The sequence below is a fragment of the Gordonia hankookensis genome, from assembly GCF_014673215.1.
GTDB lineage: Bacteria > Actinomycetota > Actinomycetes > Mycobacteriales > Mycobacteriaceae > Gordonia > Gordonia hankookensis.
In genome coordinates this window covers 592965-613576 of record NZ_JACWMS010000002.1, presented here as the reverse complement: position 1 = coordinate 613576, position 20612 = coordinate 592965, and the positions used below count along the sequence as shown (strand labels likewise).

The following is a 20612-nucleotide window of genomic DNA, read 5'->3' as shown; positions in this document are numbered from 1 at the left end:
GTCTCAGCCTTCCTCGTCCGCGTCCGGATCGCCGGCCGACTGCGCGACGAGTTGTCTCAGGCCGGCCACGAATGTCCGCAGCGCGAAGACGAACTCGGCTCGCAGATCCTCGGGCAGGGCAGGCAGGACCGTGGTCACGGACGGAAACCGGGTCGCGTCGAGCCTGCGGTAGTACTCGGTGATCGTCGCACGCCTCGGTGCGGCGTCGTGGGACTCCTGCAGGGCATAACCGACGATGAGCCTGGCCAGCGCGTGGTCGGCGGCCGCCGCCCTGGTGGGGGACAGTCCCGCGCCGAGCAGCAGGCGCAGCGATTCCTCGTACCGCAGCAGACCCATCGGGCCGAAGTGGACCTGTCCGGCGAACAATGCGGCCGAGTGCGGGTTCCGGCACAGCGCGTCGAACGCGATGACGGCGGAACCCTCGATCACCGAACTCCACTCGTCACCCAGGTCGGCCGCGGCGATCTCGGTCACCGTCTCGTACATCACGCGTTCGGCAAGCCTGGTGCACAGCTCCTCCCGACCACCCGGGAGCTGGCGGTACAGGGTGGAGGTCGACGACCCGAGTCGTCGCGCCAGGGCCCGCATGCCGAGGCCGTCGATCCCGCCTGCGGCGAGCAGCCCGAGGGCCTCGGTGAGGATCTCGTCGACGGGAAACGGAGGTCGGCCGCCGGCAGCGCGGTGCGCGTCGGCCGGCTCCGACGGGGGCTCGTGCCACCAGTCTGGTGATCCGAATTCGGGGGATTCGGTGGTTTCGGGCATCGGGTGGCCTGGTGGTCCTAGCTGTCGGTGGAGGCGGCGGAATCACCTATGGAGCGACGGGTCCGACTCAACTACTGTTGTAGACGCGCGTCGGGGTTTCGGCTACAGTGTAGCCGCAATGGCAATGCAGCCTGCATCTGGATGAGGTCCCCAGGGTTCGGACGCGATGTGGAGGGGACGCCACGTACGGGCCCTGGGAACCTTTCCGATGAGCTGATCCCGATCGGTACGCTTGTTCTGCGATGACCGATCCCACCCATGTCCTGCTTCTGTGCTGGCGCGACACCGCCCACCCGCAAGGTGGCGGCAGTGAGCGCTATCTGGAACGCGTCGGCGCCGAGCTGGTGGCCCGGGGTATGCGGGTCACCCTTCTCACGGCCGCCTACGTCGGTGCTCCGGCCGAAGATGTCCGTGACGGTGTCCGCATCCTGCGAGCGGGCGGTCGTCTGACGGTCTATCCGCGAGCCCTCGCGACGATCGTGGCAGGCAGATTCGGTCGCGGTCGGCTGGGTCGGATCGCCCCCGACGTCGTGGTGGACACCCAGAACGGCATCCCGTTCTTCTCCGCACTCGTCTCGCGTGCGCCCACCATCGTCCTCGTGCACCACTGCCATCGCGAGCAATGGCCGGTGGCCGGCCGGCTCCTCGGCCGGCTCGGCTGGTTCCTCGAGTCGTGGGTCTCACCGCGCGTGCATCGCGGAAACCGGTACGTCACGGTCTCCGGTCCGTCGGCCGCCGAGCTCGCCTCCCTCGGTGTCGACGAGGGTCGGATCACCGTGATCCGCAACGGGATCGACCCACTGTCCGGACCGGTCGCCGATGCCTCGCACGCAGCCGAGACGGCCACCCGGCTGTGTGTGCTGTCGCGTCTCGTGCCGCACAAGCAGGTCGAGGACGCCCTTGCCGTGGTCGCCGAGCTGGCCCACGCGCGACCGGAGGTCCACCTCGACGTGATCGGCGGCGGGTGGTGGTCGGATCAATTACGCAGACGTGCAACCGAACTGGGCGTCGACGAGCACGTGACGTTCCACGGTCACGTCGACGAGGCCCGCAAACACCGACTTCTGGCCCAGGCGAATGTGCACCTCATGCCCTCCCGCAAGGAAGGGTGGGGCCTCGCCGTGATCGAGGCCGCACAGCACCGGGTCCCGACCATCGGCTACCGGAGTTCGGTCGGGTTGGTCGAGTCGATCGAGCACGGTGAGACCGGACTTCTGGTGGATGGAGTCGACGAACTCGTCAGTGCCACCAGGAAACTCATCGACAACCCGGATGAGGCGGCCCGGCTCGGCGGCAACGCTCAACGCAAGGCGGATGGCTACTCGTGGTCGGCGACCGCGGACGGTTTCATCGAGGTGTTCGACGACGTGCTGCCCACATCGCGGCGCCCACGCCGAGCAGCACCGTCGCCGACCAGAGCAGATGCGCACTGATCACCACCGCGCGTGACGCCGCCGATGCGCCCGCGCCGGCGACCGGATCATCGATACGGTAGAGCGTCAGGTCCGGGCCGGAGAACACGGCGGTCGCCCGGCCGGCGAGTGCAGTCGGCGGGGCGTGGTTCTCCACCACCACCCAGCCGACGCCCAGTGCGGCCAGCGACGACGGTGAGCCGCCGTGGTGGAGAACCGCATCCACGTCGGCACCACGACCAGACGCCGGGTCCACCACGACCCCGTCGACGGTGAGCAATCCCGAATCGGTGACCGGCGCGCGCACCATCCGCGGCAACGGGTCGAGCGACGGGACGTCGGTGAACGCGTACCGACGTACCGCACCGGTCGGCCACACCGCGACGGCGCCGCGGTCGGCCGGGACGATGCGCGCCACGGTGGCCCAGTCCGCCGGATACGTGATGGTACGGATCTGTCCGCCGACCCCCCAAGCGAGATCCGGGAGCGGCGCGGCGATCAGCAATGCCGTCGCCGCGAGTGCGAAACCCGCAGGCACCCAACGTCGGACGGCGAGCACCGCGGCCGCCGCGGCCACCGCGAAGAAGGGCACCATCAGGGCGAGATACTTCTGGGTGTCCCGGAACAGCCCGACGCCGGGGACGTCGGCGGCCAGTCGCGACAGTCCGGCGGCCACCGGGCCGAGCGCGGCGATGGTCACGGCGAGTGCGGTCACCCCGGCGAGCACGGCGAGTGCGCCGATCAGCCGGTCGTGCCGATCCCGATGAGCCCAGAGCCACCGCGCCCCGACGGCGACCACCGTCAGCAACAACAGGGTCGCCACCGCCGCCCACCAGATGGTCCGGCTCGCAGGCACCGCGTCGGCATTCCAGATGCCGCCGAGACCGAGCACCGTACCGACCGTGCCCAGCCCCGACTCTGCACGCGCGCCGAACACGGTGAAACCGTCGGAGCCGGTGGTGGCGGGCGCGGTCCCGACGAGGGTGGCGGTGAGCCACGGGAGAGCACCCAGAAGCCATATCCCGCACAGGGTTCCGATCTGGCGCCATCGTCGTGTGCGGACCAGTGGGATCATCAGGACCACGAGGAGCAGAGCGGCGGCGAGGATCGATCCGGTTGGTGTGAAACCGGCGCATGCCGTGGCGGCGGCGAGTTGCGCCCACCCGGGCCACCCGGGTCTGCGCATGACCTCGACCGCCCCGACCACGATCCAGCCGAGCGCCGCATACGACACCATCAGACTCCAGTGACCCTGCAGCAGGCGCTCGGCCACATACGGATTCCAGATCGCGACGAGTGCAGCGGCCACCGCGCCGCTGAGGCGTGCGGAGGGTATGAGCCGGATCGCCATCCGGCCGTAGCCGACCCCGGCGAGGGTCAGCGCCGCGAAGGTGAGTGCGGCGACCACGGCGCCGCCGTCGACGAGGCGACTCAGCGTCGCGACCACCCAGTCCTGTGGCACCGCGCGCGCGGCCACGTCGCCGAGGCCGAGGGCGGGATCGGTGACGAAGGAGCGGGGCGTGGAGACCGCATCGCGGTAGAGCAGATGACCGGAGCGCAGGACAGGGCCCAGGACGAGCGCCGACAGCGCGGCGGAGACGAGACAGAGAGTGGGCAGCAGATGCCGCGGGGAGGTCATCTCGTCTCGGCGTCGCTTGCTCAGTAGTGGTAGGTGTCCGACGGCGCCGGCACGTGATCCGGGTCGTCTTCGTAGACGGTGGACGACTCGATCCCGTACGCGCGGGCCAGATCGAGGATCCTGGTGGCGCGTGCGATGCGGGGGAGGTCGGAGCCGTTGCGGATCTCACCGCCGTCGCGCTCGAACTCCGCGAAGAACTCCTTCGCCCAACTGATCTCGTCGTGTGACGGGGACAGGCCCTCGTTCACCGGATGGCACTGGTCCGGGGTCAGGCAGATCTTGCCGGTCATCCCGAACTCGGCGCTGACCGCGGTCGCCTCGGACAGCTTCAGGGCACTCGAGCCAACGGTCGGCCCGTCGATCGCGCTCGGCAGGTGAGCGGCCTTGGCGGCGATGGTGAACCGTGACCTGGCGTAGGCGAGGGTGGCCGGGTTGTCGCCGAATCCGGTGTCGCGCCGGAAGTCGCCGATGCCGAAGGCCAGTCGGAAGGTCCCCTTGGCGGAGGCGATCTCGCTGATCCGCTCGAGGCCTCGGGCGGTCTCGACGAGAGCGACGATCGGGACGTCGGGGAGCCGCTTCGCCGTCTCGCTGACGTGGTCGACGGACTCCACCATCGCGAGCATCACGCCGCCAACCGATGTCGTCGCGAGGGCCGCCAGATCGTCGGCCCACCAGGGCGTCCCGAAGCCGTTGACGCGGACCCAGTCGGAGTGGCCGTCGGCCATCCACCGGATCACGTTGTCGCGCGCCGCGATCTTGTCCTTCGGCGCAACGGCGTCCTCGATGTCGAGCACCACGATGTCGGCGCGGGACTGCGCGGCGGGCCCGAATCGGCCGGCCTGCGCGCCGTTGACCAGCAGCCAGCTGCGCGCGAGTACGGGATCGATGCGGAATCCGGCCGGCCCGTCGGCCACGTCGTCGGTCGTGTTCTGGTCGTACATCGGGCTTTCTCACGTTCGGATGGGCTCACTGTCCTCACCATCGTTGCCTATCGGCGTCGTCGGGTGCAAAGCGCCCCTTCCGGCTCCGCGACGCATCCGACATGCACACTTGACCGCATGGTGGAGCGAACCGACCGCGGCGCGCTGGCCGGTGCCCTCGGCTGGGTGGCCGCAGGATCGATGGTCGCGAACGTCTGTGCCTACCTGATCCACCTCACCGCGAGCCGGTGGTGGCTGAGCACCGCAGAGTACGGGGAGTTCGCGGTCGGGCTCTCGGCGATGCTGGTACTCGGGGTGGCGGCCCTGGCCTTGCAGGCCGTGGTCGCCCGGGCCGTCGTCCAGCACGCCGACCCGGCCCGGATCCGCCGCGTCTGCCTGCTGACCGTCGGTGTGGTGATCGTGCTCGTCGGTGTGGCCGCCCCGCTGATGGCCTGGTCGGCGTCGATGGGGGTGGATGCGGCGCTGGCAGCCTTGTCCGCGGCACCGATGCTGGCCGTGATCGGGGCAGCCCAGGGAGTGCTGCAGGGTCGGGGACAGTTCCGGCTGCTCGGCTGGGTACTCGCCGCCGTCGGGGTGCTGCGCACGGTGCCGGTGATCGCGGTGCTGGCCGCCGGTGCCGGACCGACCGGTGCGCTGGCGGCCGGTGCGCTCGGCGCCGCGGTCGGTGTCGTCCTGGTGGCCTGGGCGGTGCGGTCGACAGGTCAGGCGCGAGGAGCGGTGAGTCCGTCGATCCCGGGCGGGCTCGATCTGCTCGACGTGGTCCGGGCCTCGGGGGTGCAACTGGTGCTTATCGTCGCGGCGTCGGTCGATCTGCTCCTGTCCCGCACCGTGTTGTCGGCCGACGACGCGGGGATCTATGCCCTGGGGGCGATCGCCACCAAGGTCGCGTTCTGGTTGCCACAGGCGGTCGGCGTCGTCTTCTATCCGCGGCTGGCCGATCCCGCGATCTCCCGACGATCACTGGCCCACGCGGTGATGGTGGTGGCGGCGATCGGGGTGGTCCTCACGGCCGGGGCCGCGGTCGCCGGTCCGTTGGTCCCCATCGTCGTCCGGCCCGATTATCAGCCCCTGGTCGGTGTGTTGTGGCTATTCGCCTACACGGGCTCGATGCTCGCCGTGCTCCAGGTCGCGCTGTTGTCGGCGATCGCCCGGCAGGCCACCGCCATCTCCCTGGTGACCTGGGTGTCGGTGGGTGCTGAGGTCGCCGTGATCCTGACCGTCGTGCACGGCATCGTGGCGCTGGCGGTGACTGCGGCCGTCACCGCGACGGTCGCGGCGGTCACGACGACGCTGGTGGGTCTGCGTCCGGGGCAGCACTCGGGCGCCATCGGCGCGGCCGCCATGCGGGATTGATGACGGCCAGACCGGCGACGATGGTCGCGACACCGACGACCGCGGCGATCAGCGGGACGACCCGGCCCCAGACGGTGATCGGCGCGGCGAGTGCGGTGGCGTGCTCGGTGAGCCTGCGCTGGGTCCGGTCGTCATAGGCGAATGTCGCGGACATGCTGGTGAGCCGCCGGTCGGGCAGGGTGGTGTCGATGAAGCGGTAAGTCTCGTCGACGGCGATGTGCGCGTCGACGATGGTGCCCGTGGTGGTGTCGACCGCGAGCTCCCAGCGGCCGCTGTGGTGCAGGGTCGCACTCACGCTGCGTGCGGGGTCGACGCCCGGGACGCCGAACCATCCGGCCGGGCGAGTGATGATCGTCGGCGGAGTGCTCTGCGCGTCCCCGTTGTCGATCTGGTGGAGGTCGGTGTCGGGGACGACGGCGACGAACCGCGCGACGTCGCGGCCCGCGACCGTGGTGTCCCCGGTGTACCGCAGTGGCACGGTGCGCCGGGTCGTGACGTCGAAGAAGGTGTGGTCGGCGGTCGACACCCCGAACGGCATGAGGTACGTGTAGCCGTCGCGATCGGGAACGCGGACGGGTGCCGAGTTGCTGTCGTACTGGATCTCCGAGCTGCCCTGCTGACCGGCTGCGGCGGTCAGGTCCGGGAGCGCGGTGACCCGATCGAGGGTGATGCGGTCGCGTACGGCACCCATGATCGGATCGGTGCACGCCGACGCGCCTGCCGCCGGTCTGGCGTCGCTGCCCGCGCGTGGGGCCTCGGGATCGACCTCACGGCCGTCGATCCTCAGGTGTTCGGCCCGCACCGACGTCCCGGCCTGCAGCGTCACCCGATCCGCGTCGGCCGGGCGCACCGCCACGAAGCGCTGCTGCCGGGTCAGGTCGGCGTCGACCACGCGGGCCGTCGGGGAGGCCAGCGAACACCGGTCCAGGACCCGAGCGGGTGAGGCGGCCGGTGCGACGGTGGTGACGTCGGTGCTCAGCGGGATGGTGCGCAGGTTGTCGACGAAGAGCGTCGGGAGCGCGATGGCGGCCGCCAGCAGAAAACCGCCGACGAAGATCAGCACCGGTCCCACGAGGTCCTTGGTCGAGAGTCGGCTCGGTCGCGATGGCGTCAGATTCTCCGCCGTCAGATCCTCCGCTGACGACGCGCGCTCGGGCGATGACCGATCATCCGGCGACGACGTTTCCCCCGCTGACGACATAACGGCGAGCGTACTGGCCGCCCCGACGAGCACCCCAACCCGCCGACCGTGCCCGGTTCCCGCCGATCGCGCGCGGCCGGCCGATCCGACGACGCGGGTCGGTACCCTGGTTGACCAGCATGACCACCACCGCCAGCAGTGCCGACAACACTCCCGACGTCGTCGGCGAGAGCCGACGCTTCTTCCCGCAACTCGAGGGGATGCGCGCACTCGCCGCCATCGGGGTGCTGACCACGCATGTCGCCTTCCAGACGCGCGCCGTGGAGTTGCCCGTCGTCGGTCCGGCGCTCGGCCGCCTCGACCTCGCGGTGGCGCTGTTCTTCGGGCTCTCGGGGTTCCTGCTCTGGCGGCCGTGGGTGACCGCCGCCCATACGACGCTGCCGCGGCCTGCGGTCGGGCGTTATCTCGCCCATCGGGTGATCCGGATCTGGCCCGCCTATGTCGTCGTGGTGATCCTGGTTCTGACCCTGTTGCCGGATGCGAAGAACGCCGACCTCACGGTCTGGCTGGCCAACCTCACGCTGACGCAGGTCTTCGTCCCGCTGTCGCTGACGGCAGGGCTCACGCAGATGTGGAGCCTGTCGGTGGAGGTGGCGTTCTATGCGCTGCTCCCGCTGATCGGCTTCGCCCTCGTCCGGCTCCGGGTGCGCGACGACGGCGTCGGGCGGGTCCGCGCGCGGATTCCGGCCCTGTTCGGACTGGGGCTGCTGAGTCTCGGCTGGGCCTGGGTGGCCATGACATTGCCCGTCCCCGCCGGTGTGGAACCGAAGAACTGGGTGTTCGGACACCTGCCGTGGTTCATCGCCGGACTGATCCTGGCCGAGCTGGTCGGGGCGATCGAGCTGCACGAGCATCGGCCGGTGGCGCGGTGGATGCGCGTCGTGGCACGTCTCGGTGCGCGACGATGGCTGATGGCGGCGGTGCTGGTGGTGGCGTATGTGCTGGCCTGCACTCCGCTCGCGGGACCGACCGGGCTGGGGGACCTCTCGCCGCTGCAGTTCGCCACCAAGATGGTGCTCGGCGCGATCTGCGGCCTGGCGATCCTGGCGCCACTGGTGATGTCGCGCGGTCCGTTCCGCCTGCTGAACTCGCCGCCGATGCTCGCCCTCGGCCGCTGGTCCTACGGGATCTTCATCTGGCATCTCGCCGTGCTCGCGGTGGTGTTTCCCCTCTTCGGCATCGTCCCGTTCGGCGGCGACTTCCTGCTGGTGTGGACCATCACGGTGGCGCTGACCATCGGCGTCTCGGCCGCGAGCTATGCCTTCGTCGAAGAACCGGCGCGCCGATGGCTCCGCAGCCGCGAGAGAAGACGCGTCCGCACGGATTCACCATCGAGCGTGACCGACCAGACCGTGAGCGACACCGCGATCAACGCCGGAAGCTGAACCCACCAGTCGAAGCCGTGGTACCCGCCCGCCGCATGCCATGGCCCGCTCGCCAGGCCCAGGGTCGCGAGCAGCATGGCGGCGAACACCGCCGCGACACCGATCCGCGGGCGCATCCAGAGATAGGCGCCGCCCAACAGGACCGATACCGCCAGACCCCACCAACCGGTCAGGAGCCACGATGCGCCCAGCCACGACACGACCGCGGTCGCGGTGACCCACGCCGGGGTCGTGCGGTCCGCGCAGTCCGCCGGGCCGTCGTCGGGCGTCTCGACGCCGCGACGTGGCCACCAGGCGAGCGCGAGGAGGAGCGCGACCAGCGCCAGCCCGACCCCGAGTGACCACCGGTAGAGCGAGTCGAAGCGGTATGTCAGTGTCACGGTGCCCGCCGCGCCGGGCGGGACCAGCCAGCCCTGCTGCCAGCCGTTCATCACCACGGGCTTCAACGTGCGGCCGTCGAGACTCGCCTGCCATCCGTCGTTGGTGCTCTCCGGGACGACCAGGACACGCCGGTGTGCATCGGAGTCCACCTGCACGGTGCGGTGGGTCGACGCCCAATCGGTGACCTTCGGCACGACCGGAGACGATCCGCCGTCGGTGGCCACGCCGTGTACCGGCAGGGCCACCTGGTCGACGGTGAACGCCGATCCCGGGTTGACCGACAACTCCTGTTCGCCGCCACCGAGTTTCACCGCGGCGGGCGAGCAGGGCCGCGCGACCACCGGTTCGCCGGCCCGCAGCGCGGCCGCCGTGGTGCGCACCGACATCGCGACCACCTGCCCCGAGACGGTGAGACCGATGCCTGCGTCACAACCGATATCGACGATCCGATCGTCGGCGGGGGGTGCTTGCGGTGCCGGGCTGATCTGCACCTCGCTGATCCCGGCAGGTGCCGGCCGGGCGAACCCCAGATTGTTGACGTCGATGAGGTCGGCGGTCTTGGTCACCGTGAGATCGATGCGGTCGGTGACCGCCGGGTCCAGCTCGACCACACCGTCCCGCCCGACGTCGCGGACCTGAGGCCCGGTGCCGAGGTCGACGCTCACCCGCCGCGGGGCGGCGGGGTAGCGCTCCGGCGCGACGATGCGCAACCGGTCGACGCGCTGTGCGTGCGGGAGACGGATCACCAATTCCGGTTTGTCGCCACGCTTCTTGTCGCCGGACGCCCTGTCCGTCGAGGAGTCGGACGACGTCTCCGGTGCGGTCCACGTGGTACCGACGTCGCCGTCGACCGCGGCCCCCGCGTTGCCGCGGGGGTCGTCGACGCCGGTCGGTCCGTCCGCGGTGATCTGCCCGGGTGCGGAGATCAGCCCGCGCAACGCGTCCCCGGATTTCGGGCGCAGCACCACACTCGGGTCGACCTCGGTCGGGTCGGGCACCGACAACGAGCGGGTGAAGATCCCGGGCGTCTCCGGGCTCAGGCCGAGACCGGGAGCGCACCGCTGCGAGTCGCCGTCGGTCACACACGCCGACCGGCCGCCGAGTTCTTCGCCGAGCAGCCACCCCGACACCCTGGTCCCGGCAGGTGGCGGCGGCAGCACCACACGGTGCCGGATGGTGAGTGGCGTGTGGCTCGACAGATCGGCCAGCGACAGCTCGCCGATGGCGAACTGGTTGCCGCCCCGGCCATCTGCCGTGCTGATCGCCCGGATCTGCATCCACCGGGTGGGACCGCTCGGCGCCGTCACGGTGACCGGCTTGCCGGGCTCGACGCCCTGCGTGACGGAACTGCCCGCCTCGGTGGACACCAGGATCCCGCTGACGTCCGAGCCGAGGGCCTTGCTCGTCGTGATGCTCACCGCGAGGTCGGAGCGTGGCTTGGTGAAGTCCAGACGCATCCAGCGGCCCACGGCCGAGTCGAGGCCGCTGCTCACCCAGGCCGTGTCCGGATCGCCGTCGAATGCCGCGGCCGGCGCGTTGGCCGGCGACGTCTGCCCCAATTGTGTTGCATCCGAGGCCGACCCGGACGTCGATACCCGGACCTGTCCCGGCTGGTTGTTCAGGAGCCATTGGCCCTCGACGAGGGGTTGACCGGCGACCGGGTAGTCGGGTGCCGCATTCTGGGTGCGCCGCGGATCCCCGGGGGCGCGGATCGCCGAGCTGTGGTCGTCGACCCGGCCGAAGTCGGTTTCCCGGTCGGTCGGGGTGTCGGTGAGCAGGACGCCGCGGCCGTCGGCGAGGCCCGCCCGGCGCGCGTCGGCGTCGAGGACTGTCGGACCAAGCGGTGGGAGTCCCATGCGGGCGCGCTGTTCCTGCACGGCGGCAAGCGCTTCCGGTCCACCGGCCACCCGCGGCGTCGCGTCGGCGTCGACGAGGACGGGACCGGTACCGGGGAATCGGGCCGGGCTGTGTACCGCGTAGATCTGGATCGCCGGAAGGGGCGGCCGTAAACCGTTGTCGCGCACCACCCCTGGCACGCTCGGCTGGCCGACGTCGTCGCCGAAGGTGGCGACCCGGTCCAGCCCGGGCGAGTTGTCCATGGCCTGCTGGGCGACGAGCGGCCGTGCGGACCGCGACGTGTCCGGATCGAGATCGGCGCGCAGCACGACATATCCGATGCCCTGTTGGGCGAGGGTGGCGGCGAGACCAGGGGAGCCGCGGCCGGCGGCGATGTCGCGTTGTACGGAGTCGAGTGCCCGGATCGCGCCCGGCGGGGTGAGCGGGATCGCGTCGCGCACCGCCCAGGGGTCCTCGGCGAGGGCTTGCATCGGTTCGTCGCGGGTGAGGCCCCAGAGCTGGTCGGCGAACGGCGCGCCCGGGACCACGAGGCTGCGGACCGGTGCGGTGCTGCCCGGTGGGCTGCCGTGTGCGGACAGCCATTTCGATGCGGCCGACCAGTGATCGGGGATCGCGCGGTAGGTGCCTGCCGGAGCCAGCTGTCCTGTCCAGATCAACGAGCCCGCGCCGATGGCGGCAACCACCACGACGATCGCGGCGGCCACGGGACGGGAACGCTGCGGGTGGGCGAAGGCGGCCGACATCTCCCGCAGGGGGGCCGTGCCGGGCAGCGGTACGCGGGCGAGCAGGTGCGCGGTGCCCAGGACCAGCGGGATGCGGATGAAGGGTTCGAATTTGTGGATGTTGCGCAACGGCGCGCCGGCACCGTCGAGGAACACGCGGACCGGTTCGGCGATGGGCGAACCGAGCTCGCCGGCGAATCCGAGGCACATCAGCAGCAGGCCGATCACCAACACGGTGACCAGTCGCCCGCGGAACGGCATGTGCCGCATGCACAATCCGACGAGACCGGCGGCGGCGAGTACGCCGGTCGCCAACACGGCGGCTGGTTGGTCCACCAGCACCGCGCCGGCGACGCGTTCCGGCGACACGAACGGGGTCCACGAACTGGTGCCTCGCAACACCTCCGTGAGTGAGGTCCACTCGGTGGTGACCCGCGACGACTCGATGAAGTCGAGGAACGGCGGGCTCACCCGCGACAGGATGAGCAGCGGTACCACCCACCAGGCGCACGCCATCGCCATTCCGAGGGCCCACCATGCCCCGAACCGCCACCAGCGCGCCGGCGCGACAGAGCTGAGGGCGGGCGCGTGCAGCAGCCACCACACGACGGCGACGCCGAGCGCCGCCAGCGTCGCCACCGCGTTGACGGCGCCCATCAGCGCGACTGCCGCGGCCGACTGCAGTGCAGGCCGCCAGATCGGGCCGCGTTCGCGGCGCAGGACGCCGACCAGCGGCACCAGGACCCACGGGGCCAGCACCATCGGCAATGTCTCCGACGAGATCGAGCCGATGGTGGTCAGGACGCGAGGGCTCAGCACGAAGATGAGCCCGGCGATCACCCGCGATCCCGGCGAACCAACGCGGAGCGCCTCGGCGAGGCGCACGATGCCGACGAAGCCGATGACGAGGAGCAGCGCCCACCAGGTGCGCTGGACGATCCAGGGCGGGATGTGGACGAGGTCGCCGAGCGCGAAGAAGGCGCCATGCGGAAAGAAGTAGCCGTAGGCCTGGTTCTGCACCTGGCCCATCGGCGCATTGGGGGACCACAGGTGCGCGGCGCGGCTCAGGAAGCCGATCGGATCGGCTGTGAGATCGAGCTTGGTGTCGGCGGCGATCCGCCCGGGGGACTGCAGGAACGATACGACGAGCGCGCAGAGCGTGGCGACGGCGACGCCCCGCTTCGACAGGGTCCGGTCGAGGGCGGGATCGCGGATCCGTGCCGGGTCGGACCGATCGACCGCGGTGGTCAGGTCAGGCCCGAAGGTCAGTTGTCGGCCCCGGCATCGCCCCGGGTGCCGTAGTCGACCGAACCCTGGACGAAACCGCTGTTCGGATTGACGCTGTTGACGTCTGTCGACGGGCTCGTCTCGGTGGACAGGAACCCACCGAGGAACACGGCGCCGAGTCCCACCAGGATGCCGGCGACTCCGGCCACGGCTCCGGCGACGAGGCGGTTGTTGGTCATGGCGACGAAAATACCATTGACCACATAGGTCCCTGCTGTGTGCGTGGAAACTGCACTACAGAGTCACCGGCGGCTGCTTCTCGCACTGGGCGGGCACGATGAACACCGGACGATGGCAATGTTTGAGGACGGCCTCGGCCACGCTCGACCGCAAGAGTGCCTTCAGCCCCGACGCCCCTCGTGTCCCGGTGACCAGCAGATCCACGTCGAGGGCGTCGGCGGCGGCGACCAGCGCGGCCCACACCGTCGACTCCACCTCGACGAGTGATCCGTGCGCAGCCATCCCGACCGAGACGGCCAGTTCCACACCGCTCTTGTTGAGGGTCTCTGCTTCTTCCTTGAGCGCATGGTCGACGCCGGCCTCGAGCTGGGTGTCGAGGAAGGGCTGCATCCCGCCGGAGAGGGTGGACAGACGTGCCGGCGACATCCCGCCGGGCTGCCAGGCGGTCACCACGTGCGCAGTTGCGGCGCGGAGGAATTGTGCGGCGTAACGAATCGCGCGATCGGCATTCGGCGAGCCGTCGTAGGCGATCATCAGCGTCTGGTGGACACCCTGGTCCATGGGCCCAGATTACATGCCAGACTCGAGGCATGGGCTCATCTCAGCGAGGTCGACGGGTGCGTGGCGTACTGATACTGACGATGGTCGCAGTGGTCGTGATCGCAGGCGCGGGATGTGCGTCGGAGGAGTCGCCGGGCTCCGCCGAGAGCTCGACGTCGGCGTACCGCAGCTCGTCGGCGGTCTCGTCGCCGCGGTCAAGCGCCGTTGCTGCACCGGTATCAGCTTGTGGCACAGCTGAACTCGCAAAGATGACGCTGAGGCAGAAGCTTGCGCAGATGCTCGTCGTCGGGGTCACCGGGGCGGCCGATGCGCAGGCCATCGTCAACAAGGAACAGGTCGGCGGGATATTTGTCGGCAGCTGGACCGACATGTCGATCCTGTCCAGCGGCGCTGCCGCCCGGATCTCGCGGAACAGCAGGATTCCGCTGATGGTCACCGTCGACCAGGAGGGCGGGCGCGTCTCGCGCTTGTCGTCGCTGGGCATCGACAGCCCGTCGGCCCGCGAACTCGCGGAGACCAAGACGCCCGCCCAGGTGCAGGCCATCGCCCAGTCGATGGGCCGGCAGCTGCGGCAACTGGGCGTCACCGTGAACTTCGCGCCCGACGCCGATGTGAGCGCCGAGGCCGACGACGAGGTGATCGGCGACCGGTCGTTCAGCAACGATCCGGCCGTCGTGACCGAATACGCGGGGGCCTTCGCCGCCGGTCTGCAGTCGGCGGGGATCACCCCGGTGTACAAGCACTTTCCCGGCCATGGGCACGGTTCCGGCGACTCGCATCTGGGTGTCGTGGTGACGCCGCCGCTGTCGTCGCTGGAGCGCAGCGACCTGGTGCCGTATCGCACGCTGCTCAAGAACCCGGGCAATGCCGCGGTGATGGTCGGCCACCTGATCGTCCCGGGGCTGACCGGCCCGGAGACCCCGTCGAGCATCAGCCCGCGGGCGATCGGCATGTTGCGGACCGGGCAGCCCTACGGCGGTCCCCCCTTCAACGGCGTCGTCTTCTCCGACGACCTGTCCGGAATGGCCGCCATCAGCGCTCGTTATCCCATCGAGCAGGCGGTCCCGATGGCCATCAAGGCGGGCTCGGACATCGCGTTGTGGCTGGCCACGGACCGCGTGAGCTCGGTTCTCGACTCGTTGCAACGTGAGGTCGCGGCGAAGCGGCTCACGATGGCTCGGGTGGACCGCTCGGTGGTGCGGATTCTGCGGTCGAAGGGCGTTCTCACCTGCTGAACTTACCGGCTGGTAAGTAATCCGGTAAGCTTCTGACACTCAAGTGTGTGGGTCTCAAGTGTGTGTGGGTGTCCAATGTGTGTGGGTGTCAAGGAGGGGTGATGGCAGGCGGGACCAAACGGTTGCCCCGCGCGGTGCGCGAGCAACAGATGCTGGACGCCGCCGTCAAGGTCTTCTCCGAAAACGGCTTCCGCGAGGCATCGATGGATTCCATCGCCGCGCAGGCCGAGATCAGCAAGCCGATGCTGTACCTCTATTACGGCTCCAAGGACGAGCTGTTCAGCGCCTGCATCGCGCGTGAGTCGGGCCGCTTCATCGATGCGATGAGCGTCGGTTTCGATCCGTCGTTGCGCCAGCGCGAGCAGGCCCGCACCGTCGTCAAGGAGTTCCTGCGCTATGTCGATGAGAACCGGCAATCGTGGAAGGTTCTCTATCGCGTCGCGGTCGGTACGGCGAGCTTCTCGCACTTCGTCTCCGACAGTCGGGCCCGCGTCACCGAGATGGTCACCGAACTGATCCGCGCAGGCACCACTGTCGAGGGCGCTCGCGACATCGACTTCGAACTCACCGCCGTCGCGCTGGTGGGTGCAGGCGAGGCCGTCGCGGACCGGATCACCGAGGGTGACGTCGACCTCGAGACGGCGACGGATCTGCTGGTCGGTATCACCTGGCGCGGTCTGAAAGGTGTGGGGACCGCCGACGTCGTCGCGGAGTGAACCGCTCCGTCCCCCGCGCGACACCCAGAGCAGTCGCCCGAGGCGTCGGCCCGGATGTCACACCCACATCAGAACGGCGGCGGATTCTCCGCGTTCCAGCGGTCGATCTCACGTTTGTCGGCGCGTTTCGCCGATTCTGCTCGGCGTGAACGTATCTGGTCGATGCGTCGTCGCGCGAGCTGGTCGGCCGGTTGTTCGGGTGGTGCGAGACTGGTGAACAGGTCGCGGCCCGTGTAGGCGTTGCCCAGGTACATGTGGCCGTCCGGTGATTGGAAGAACACAGTGCCCATCTCGTCCTGGTAGTCGCGCCATCCTGGATCGAAGGTCTTGAATCGGTGGTGGAATCTGCACAGCGGCTTGAGGTTTCGCCGGTTGGTTCTTCCGCTGGCCTTGCCGTGGGGCGTTGTGTGGTCGAGATCGGCGCGCCAGACCGGGTTGGTGCATCCGGGGAAGGTGCAGCACAACTCGCCGCACCTGATCAGTTCGGCCAGCTTGCGGCCCGGCTTGTAGCGACGTTCGGCCCTCGCACGCCGGGCGTGAGCAGGATTGTGCCAGCGATCGTCCTTGTCCTTGCCCTTGTGTCCGTGGTCGCCGTGTCTGTGGTCGTCGGTGTTGCCGTGGTCGGTGTGGACGTAGGACCGGTGGGCCTCGGTCAGCAGAGCGCGAGCGGTCGCGGCGTCGATGACACCGTGCCCGTCGAGGAACGCCGGGTCGTCGTCGCGTGCGAGCAGTGTGGACAGGTTCACGACGATGTGGAATGTGGGTCGCGGTGCGCCGTCACGGGGTTGGGCCGAGGATGCATCGCATGAATCTGTCCGAGGGGCCGCAGCCTCCTCGGGCTGGTCGGATGCATCAGGCTGTGCGACAGTGCCGTCGGCGGTGTCGGGAGTACCGCTCAGGCAGTCCTGGCAACGGCATTCGAGCACTGTGTGTCCGCCGGCCAGGGCCACGAGTCCGTCGAGGCGCCGTTGTGCTCTGGTACGCGGGTCTTCGTCGTGGACGTCGGCGGCCATCGCGTCGAGTCGTGCGTTGACGGCAGCAGCGTGTTCGGCGGGCAGGGTTGCCGACATCCGCGCCTGGCCCGGTGTGTGCCGATCCGAGCGCACTGTGATCGCCCGATCCTTGGCGACGACTTCGCGACGTCTGCGGGTGGCCCCGGCATCGGTCCGGGCGATCGTCGCGTCGAGCATCGTCAGGAAACGTGTCATCGACATCGGCCCACGATTCTCGATCTCACCCACCAGTGCGGTGTCGAGTGACCCCATCTTCTCCTGATCGACCAGCTCGCTGCGTTTGACCACCATCAGGAACCGCGGCAGGTCGATGCGTCCGATGGCCAGCATGCCACCGACGAAGGGCAACTGATTGCGCATCACGCTGCCGGCGACGATCAACTCACGCGCCCGCGCGGGTGTGACGGTCAGGGCCGCACCGATTTCGGCGATCGTCTTCTCCAGTCCGTTGGGGCCGTAGCGTCCGCGAGGGTCGTCGCCGGCACGACCGAGCATCGCGGTGGCCGAGATGGTCTGTGGGGTGGCCTCACCCGAACCGACCGCGGCCGCAACCGTTGCGAGGTAATCCTCCTCGTACTCGTCATGAATCAGGCTGACGGCCTGCAACATTCGGAAGTCGGCAGAGGCGCTCACCGCCACGCAATGGTGTAACACCTCGATCAACTCGGCGGCGCGATGATCCTCATCGGCACGCAACTGCTCGAGCAGCATTCCTGTGGACATGAATCGAACATACATTCGACCACCGACAAACTCTGGTCGCTCGGTCGCAGCGGTGGATCCGAGCCGCACGCCACCTCTCCGGCTGATGCCCGTGTCGGATTTGACAGATTTGCACCCCTCCTTTATGCAGGAGATTGATTCAACAAGGGGGAGCAATGTCTGATCTGGTGGTCGATCCATCCGCCGTCGGTGCGGCGGCGACGGAGATATCACGCTGCGCCTCGCGGCTGATGGCGCTCGAACTCACTTCGCACGCCGGCCTCGAGGGGGCCACGTCGACCTTCAGTCAACTGGCGGGACAGTTCAAGGGCGCGACGAGCGATATGTCCGCAGTCGCCGCGACCGCGGACCGGAAGATCTCTGCGTCACTGGCCAACGCGTCTGGCGCGGTTTCGGCGTTCTCGGAACTGGTCGTCGGCGTGAAGAACACGACTGTCGACACCGACGCGCAGAACGCCGGCAGGCTGCGAGATACCGTCCCCTATCCCACTCGTCAGGGGCAACAGACAGACCGTCCGGTCCCGATCGACGTCTTGCTCTCGGTGAAGTGACGAATGCCACCCAGCTACAACGAGGTGATGGCATGGAATCCTGACGTCTTGACCTCCATAGCAAACGGAATCGTGAGAGTTCAGGCACATCTCGAGGTCGAAGCGCCCAAGGCCGGAGACCCGGTCCTCAACCTGACGGCCAGGCAGTGGGCGGGGCAGGCACGCGGGCCCGCCGACAACCGGGCCGCCGGGATCACCCGATGGCTCAAGGGAGTGGCCGATGAGTACGGCGACCTCGCTGCCGCACTCAACGCCGGGGCACCGGACATCCGTGGGGCCATGACCGCACTGGCGAATCGGACGACGCTCGCCGATGCGGACGGCTACATCCTCGACCGAGGCAGCCGTAGCTACACCGTGAGTTTCCAGCCCGGTCGCGCACCCGACGGCGCCGAGTTCGACACCGGCACAGCGCATGAGCACCAGACGGCCTTGCATGACCTGGGCATTGCTGCGGATACCGCCGTGACCAATTCCAGGGATGCCATCAACGCGGCGCTTGCGGAAATCGGGGGATCACGCCCGCCTCGATCGCGGCCAACCGCGGAGCGATCGACCCGACGTTGGCCGCCGGTGACAGCGAGGCAATCCGCAATGGCACGGCCACTCCGGAGCAACGCGGCCGATTTGCTCGAGCGATGAACTTGACCACTGACCAGTTGGCCAAGCTGCAGGCCGGTGAGCCTGTCGACATCGATCCGTCCCGGCTGGCTTACATCCAGAATGCGTTGGCGGCGGACCCTGCACACGGTGATCTGACGAGCCCGGCGGTAACGGCGGCCATGGCTGCCGCTGAACAGCGAGGTAAAGATGTCCGCGATGCCTACAGTCGGCCCAGGAGGTCGGTGGGTCAGGCGGGGATGAGCGCTGACGATATCGCCAGGCTCAATGGACTGGGCAAAACCATGGCGCGCGGTTCTGGTCTCCTTGGAGTAGCCGTCACAGGGTTTGACGAATTCAGCAAGTACGACAGGGGTGAGCAGGACGGAGGCGACGCTGCCGCCGCGACGGGCGGGGCGCTCGCCGGCGGTATGGTCGGCGGTGCGGCGGCTGGAGCGGTGGTCGGGTCTTTCGCGGGACCCGTCGGTACCGCGATCGGTGCCGGTATCGGTGCCGCAATTGGCAGCAAGGCCGGATCCGATGCGGCGAAGATCGTGAAAGGTTGGTTCGACTAGTGGTGACTCGCAATTCCAAGAAGCGCACGCGTGAACCCCGTCATCTCGCGAAGTCGTTTCCCCGTGGATTCTCGTACTACACCACGGAGTCCATCAGCTTTGTCACCAACCGCTTGGTGGTACTGCCAACCGGTCTCGCGTTCATCGTCGGACTGTACTTCGGCGATGCGCTGTTCCACTGAGACGAAGGATCGCCGACAACTCATGATCGCCGCCACCGAATACGCGATCGCCCGCTTTGGCTGCACGGTGACATTGTGCGCGACAACGGAATCCCTGGACTTCACGCCTGCGCCCGGTTGGTATGAGCTGGATGCCGAGTCGGCTCACGCCGCGATGGCGAGTCGAGTGCTGCTGCGTTCGGCCACTCCGACCCCGAGGTTTGTGCCCAACGTGGCCGTCCAGTATTTCGATCTCGGCCAGACCGACGTGATAGACCTCGCGGAGATCGACACCGGTTTCGACATCGGCGCTCTCGACAGCGGCAGGATCCTGACTAGTGACGTCCGACCTGACGGGAACCTCAGCGTGGACGAGGGCACGTATCGGGCCGACGGCGAGGGACTACGTGTCCGACGTTCGCAACTCGCCTACCTCACGCCAGTCGGCCACTCCATGTTGTCGATCGTGACGGCCACGACCGCAGTCGACGATTGGGACAGCACGGAATTCGAGATCAGAGACATGGAGGAGCGTTGGATCAGGACGACAATCCCAGCAAGTGGCGTCAGATGAAGACGTACTTCACCGGGAAGTTCTCCATGCTCGTCACCTACCCGATCCTGGGCTTCGGTGCAGGCATGCTCATCGGATACCTCGCCGGCTGATCCGTGGGGTGCTCGATGGTGCCGGTACCGGCCCCGAGTGCTGTCGAAGGACGGCCCAGTATCCTCGATCAGTGCACGTAATCGCCGACTGGCTCGTCGAGCTGGTGGAATCGGTGCCGTCGTGGGCGGTGTACCTGGTGACGTGTGCGGTCGTCTACGCCGAGACCTCCACCCTCATCTTGGGCCTGATCCTGCCCAGCGAGGCCACACTGCTGGCGGCAGGCGTCGCGGCGGCCGTCGGACCGACCTCGATCGGCGCGCTCGTGGTGGCGGTCTGCGTGGCCGCGGTCGCAGGCGACGTCACCGGCTACTGGATCGGGCACAGTTCCGGGCATCGGGTGAAGGCGTCGCGAGCGGGTCGTCGGTTCGGCGAGGAGCGGTGGAGGAGTGCCGAGGCACGCATCGACCGGGACGGCATGGTCGCAGTCGCCACCGGACGGTGGATCGGATACGTGCGCACCCTCGTGCCGCCGGTGGCCGGGATGACCCGGATGCGCCCGCTCCGTTTCGGCATCGCCGACGTCATCGGTGCCACCACCTGGGCGACCACCGTGCTGCTGGTGGGCTACTTCGCCGGTGCGGCACTGGGCGCAACGCTGTTGCTCTATGCGACCGCAGCGCTGATCGTCGGCGCAGTCAGTTGGTATGTCTGGCGGAAGGTGCGGTCGCGGCAGACCGACTGAACACAGAG

The 20612-nt window shown here is 68.9% G+C and carries 18 protein-coding genes and 1 pseudogene; 11 read left to right on the top strand and 8 right to left on the bottom strand.

Features of this window, described 5'->3' with window-relative positions:
* Positions 1-3: 3 nt before the first annotated feature.
* Positions 4-762, bottom strand: coding sequence for a TetR/AcrR family transcriptional regulator (locus tag IDF66_RS10110; RefSeq protein ID WP_190266736.1), 759 nt, complete (start codon positions 760-762; stop codon positions 4-6).
* Between the two features lie 242 nt (positions 763-1004).
* On the opposite strand from IDF66_RS10110, the gene IDF66_RS10105 reads away from it, so the two are divergent.
* Complete coding sequence (locus IDF66_RS10105; RefSeq protein ID WP_190266735.1) at positions 1005-2195, top strand: glycosyltransferase family 4 protein; 1191 nt, start codon at positions 1005-1007, stop codon at positions 2193-2195.
* Here IDF66_RS10105 and IDF66_RS10100 read toward each other — a convergent pair.
* Both IDF66_RS10100 and IDF66_RS10095 read right to left on the bottom strand, forming a co-directional pair.
* On the bottom strand, positions 2110-3813 hold the full coding sequence (locus IDF66_RS10100) for a hypothetical protein (protein WP_190266734.1): 1704 nt from the start codon (positions 3811-3813) through the stop codon (positions 2110-2112). The two genes, IDF66_RS10105 and IDF66_RS10100, sit on opposite strands and share 86 nt — an antisense overlap.
* 20 nt (positions 3814-3833) lie before the next feature.
* Positions 3834-4754 carry an HpcH/HpaI aldolase/citrate lyase family protein gene (locus IDF66_RS10095; RefSeq protein WP_164308203.1) on the bottom strand — a complete coding sequence of 307 codons (921 nt, stop codon included), beginning with the start codon at positions 4752-4754 and terminating at the stop codon, positions 3834-3836.
* Positions 4755-4871: 117 nt separating this feature from the next.
* Here IDF66_RS10095 and IDF66_RS10090 point away from each other — a divergent pair, with 117 nt between their 5' ends.
* Positions 4872-6107, top strand: coding sequence for a polysaccharide biosynthesis protein (locus IDF66_RS10090; RefSeq protein WP_190266733.1), 1236 nt, complete (start codon positions 4872-4874; stop codon positions 6105-6107).
* On the opposite strand, the gene IDF66_RS10085 is transcribed toward IDF66_RS10090, so the two are convergent.
* Positions 6034-7308, bottom strand: a complete 1275-nt coding sequence (locus IDF66_RS10085) for a DUF3068 domain-containing protein (RefSeq protein WP_190266732.1) — start codon at positions 7306-7308, stop codon at positions 6034-6036. The genes IDF66_RS10090 and IDF66_RS10085 overlap by 74 nt on opposite strands.
* Positions 7309-7427: 119 nt before the next feature.
* Here IDF66_RS10085 and IDF66_RS10080 point away from each other — a divergent pair, with 119 nt between their 5' ends.
* Positions 7428-8693, top strand: coding sequence for an acyltransferase family protein (locus IDF66_RS10080; protein ID WP_190266731.1), 1266 nt, complete (start codon positions 7428-7430; stop codon positions 8691-8693).
* Between the two features lie 845 nt (positions 8694-9538).
* Here IDF66_RS10080 and IDF66_RS24190 read toward each other — a convergent pair.
* The 3 genes and pseudogenes from IDF66_RS24190 to IDF66_RS10065 form a co-directional block, all read right to left on the bottom strand.
* Positions 9539-12841: pseudogene (locus IDF66_RS24190) on the bottom strand (alpha-(1->3)-arabinofuranosyltransferase domain-containing protein); the annotation flags it as partial.
* Positions 12842-12918: 77 nt separating this feature from the next.
* Positions 12919-13119: a DUF2613 domain-containing protein gene (locus IDF66_RS10070; protein WP_161060666.1), complete on the bottom strand. Its 201-nt coding sequence runs from the start codon at positions 13117-13119 to the stop codon at positions 12919-12921.
* A 55-nt stretch (positions 13120-13174) separates the two neighbouring features.
* Positions 13175-13681, bottom strand: coding sequence for a universal stress protein (locus tag IDF66_RS10065; RefSeq protein ID WP_164308205.1), 507 nt, complete (start codon positions 13679-13681; stop codon positions 13175-13177).
* A 29-nt stretch (positions 13682-13710) separates the two neighbouring features.
* Between IDF66_RS10065 and IDF66_RS10060 the strand changes: the two genes are divergently transcribed.
* A complete protein-coding gene (locus IDF66_RS10060) occupies positions 13711-14916 on the top strand; it encodes a glycoside hydrolase family 3 N-terminal domain-containing protein (protein ID WP_190266730.1) in 1206 nt (401 codons plus the stop codon).
* A 101-nt stretch (positions 14917-15017) separates the two neighbouring features.
* Positions 15018-15632 carry a TetR/AcrR family transcriptional regulator gene (locus tag IDF66_RS10055; protein WP_164308208.1) on the top strand — a complete coding sequence of 205 codons (615 nt, stop codon included), beginning with the start codon at positions 15018-15020 and terminating at the stop codon, positions 15630-15632.
* A gap of 68 nt (positions 15633-15700) precedes the next feature.
* Here the strand turns inward: IDF66_RS10055 and IDF66_RS10050 are convergent, their stop codons facing one another.
* Positions 15701-17368 (bottom strand): HNH endonuclease signature motif containing protein, encoded by a 1668-nt coding sequence (locus IDF66_RS10050; RefSeq protein ID WP_190266729.1) that lies wholly within the window; start codon positions 17366-17368, stop codon positions 15701-15703.
* Positions 17369-17523: 155 nt separating this feature from the next.
* On the opposite strand from IDF66_RS10050, the gene IDF66_RS10045 reads away from it, so the two are divergent.
* The 6 genes from IDF66_RS10045 (at position 17524) to IDF66_RS10025 (ending at position 20604) form a co-directional block, all read left to right on the top strand.
* On the top strand, positions 17524-17919 hold the full coding sequence (locus IDF66_RS10045) for a hypothetical protein (RefSeq protein WP_190266728.1): 396 nt from the start codon (positions 17524-17526) through the stop codon (positions 17917-17919).
* A gap of 72 nt (positions 17920-17991) precedes the next feature.
* Positions 17992-18561 carry a hypothetical protein gene (locus tag IDF66_RS23770; RefSeq protein WP_223309406.1) on the top strand — a complete coding sequence of 190 codons (570 nt, stop codon included), beginning with the start codon at positions 17992-17994 and terminating at the stop codon, positions 18559-18561.
* Positions 18558-19094 carry a hypothetical protein gene (locus tag IDF66_RS23765; protein ID WP_223309405.1) on the top strand — a complete coding sequence of 179 codons (537 nt, stop codon included), beginning with the start codon at positions 18558-18560 and terminating at the stop codon, positions 19092-19094. Before IDF66_RS23770 ends, IDF66_RS23765 begins: the two co-directional genes overlap by 4 nt.
* Before the next feature lie 2 nt (positions 19095-19096).
* The gene (locus tag IDF66_RS10035) at positions 19097-19276 is read left to right on the top strand and encodes a hypothetical protein (RefSeq protein WP_164308211.1); all 180 of its coding nucleotides are present in this window, start codon (positions 19097-19099) and stop codon (positions 19274-19276) included.
* A 22-nt stretch (positions 19277-19298) separates the two neighbouring features.
* The gene (locus IDF66_RS10030) at positions 19299-19829 is read left to right on the top strand and encodes an acetyltransferase (RefSeq protein ID WP_190266727.1); all 531 of its coding nucleotides are present in this window, start codon (positions 19299-19301) and stop codon (positions 19827-19829) included.
* 163 nt (positions 19830-19992) lie between these two features.
* Positions 19993-20604: a DedA family protein gene (locus IDF66_RS10025; RefSeq protein ID WP_164308213.1), complete on the top strand. Its 612-nt coding sequence runs from the start codon at positions 19993-19995 to the stop codon at positions 20602-20604.
* The last annotated feature ends 8 nt before the right edge of the window (positions 20605-20612 follow it).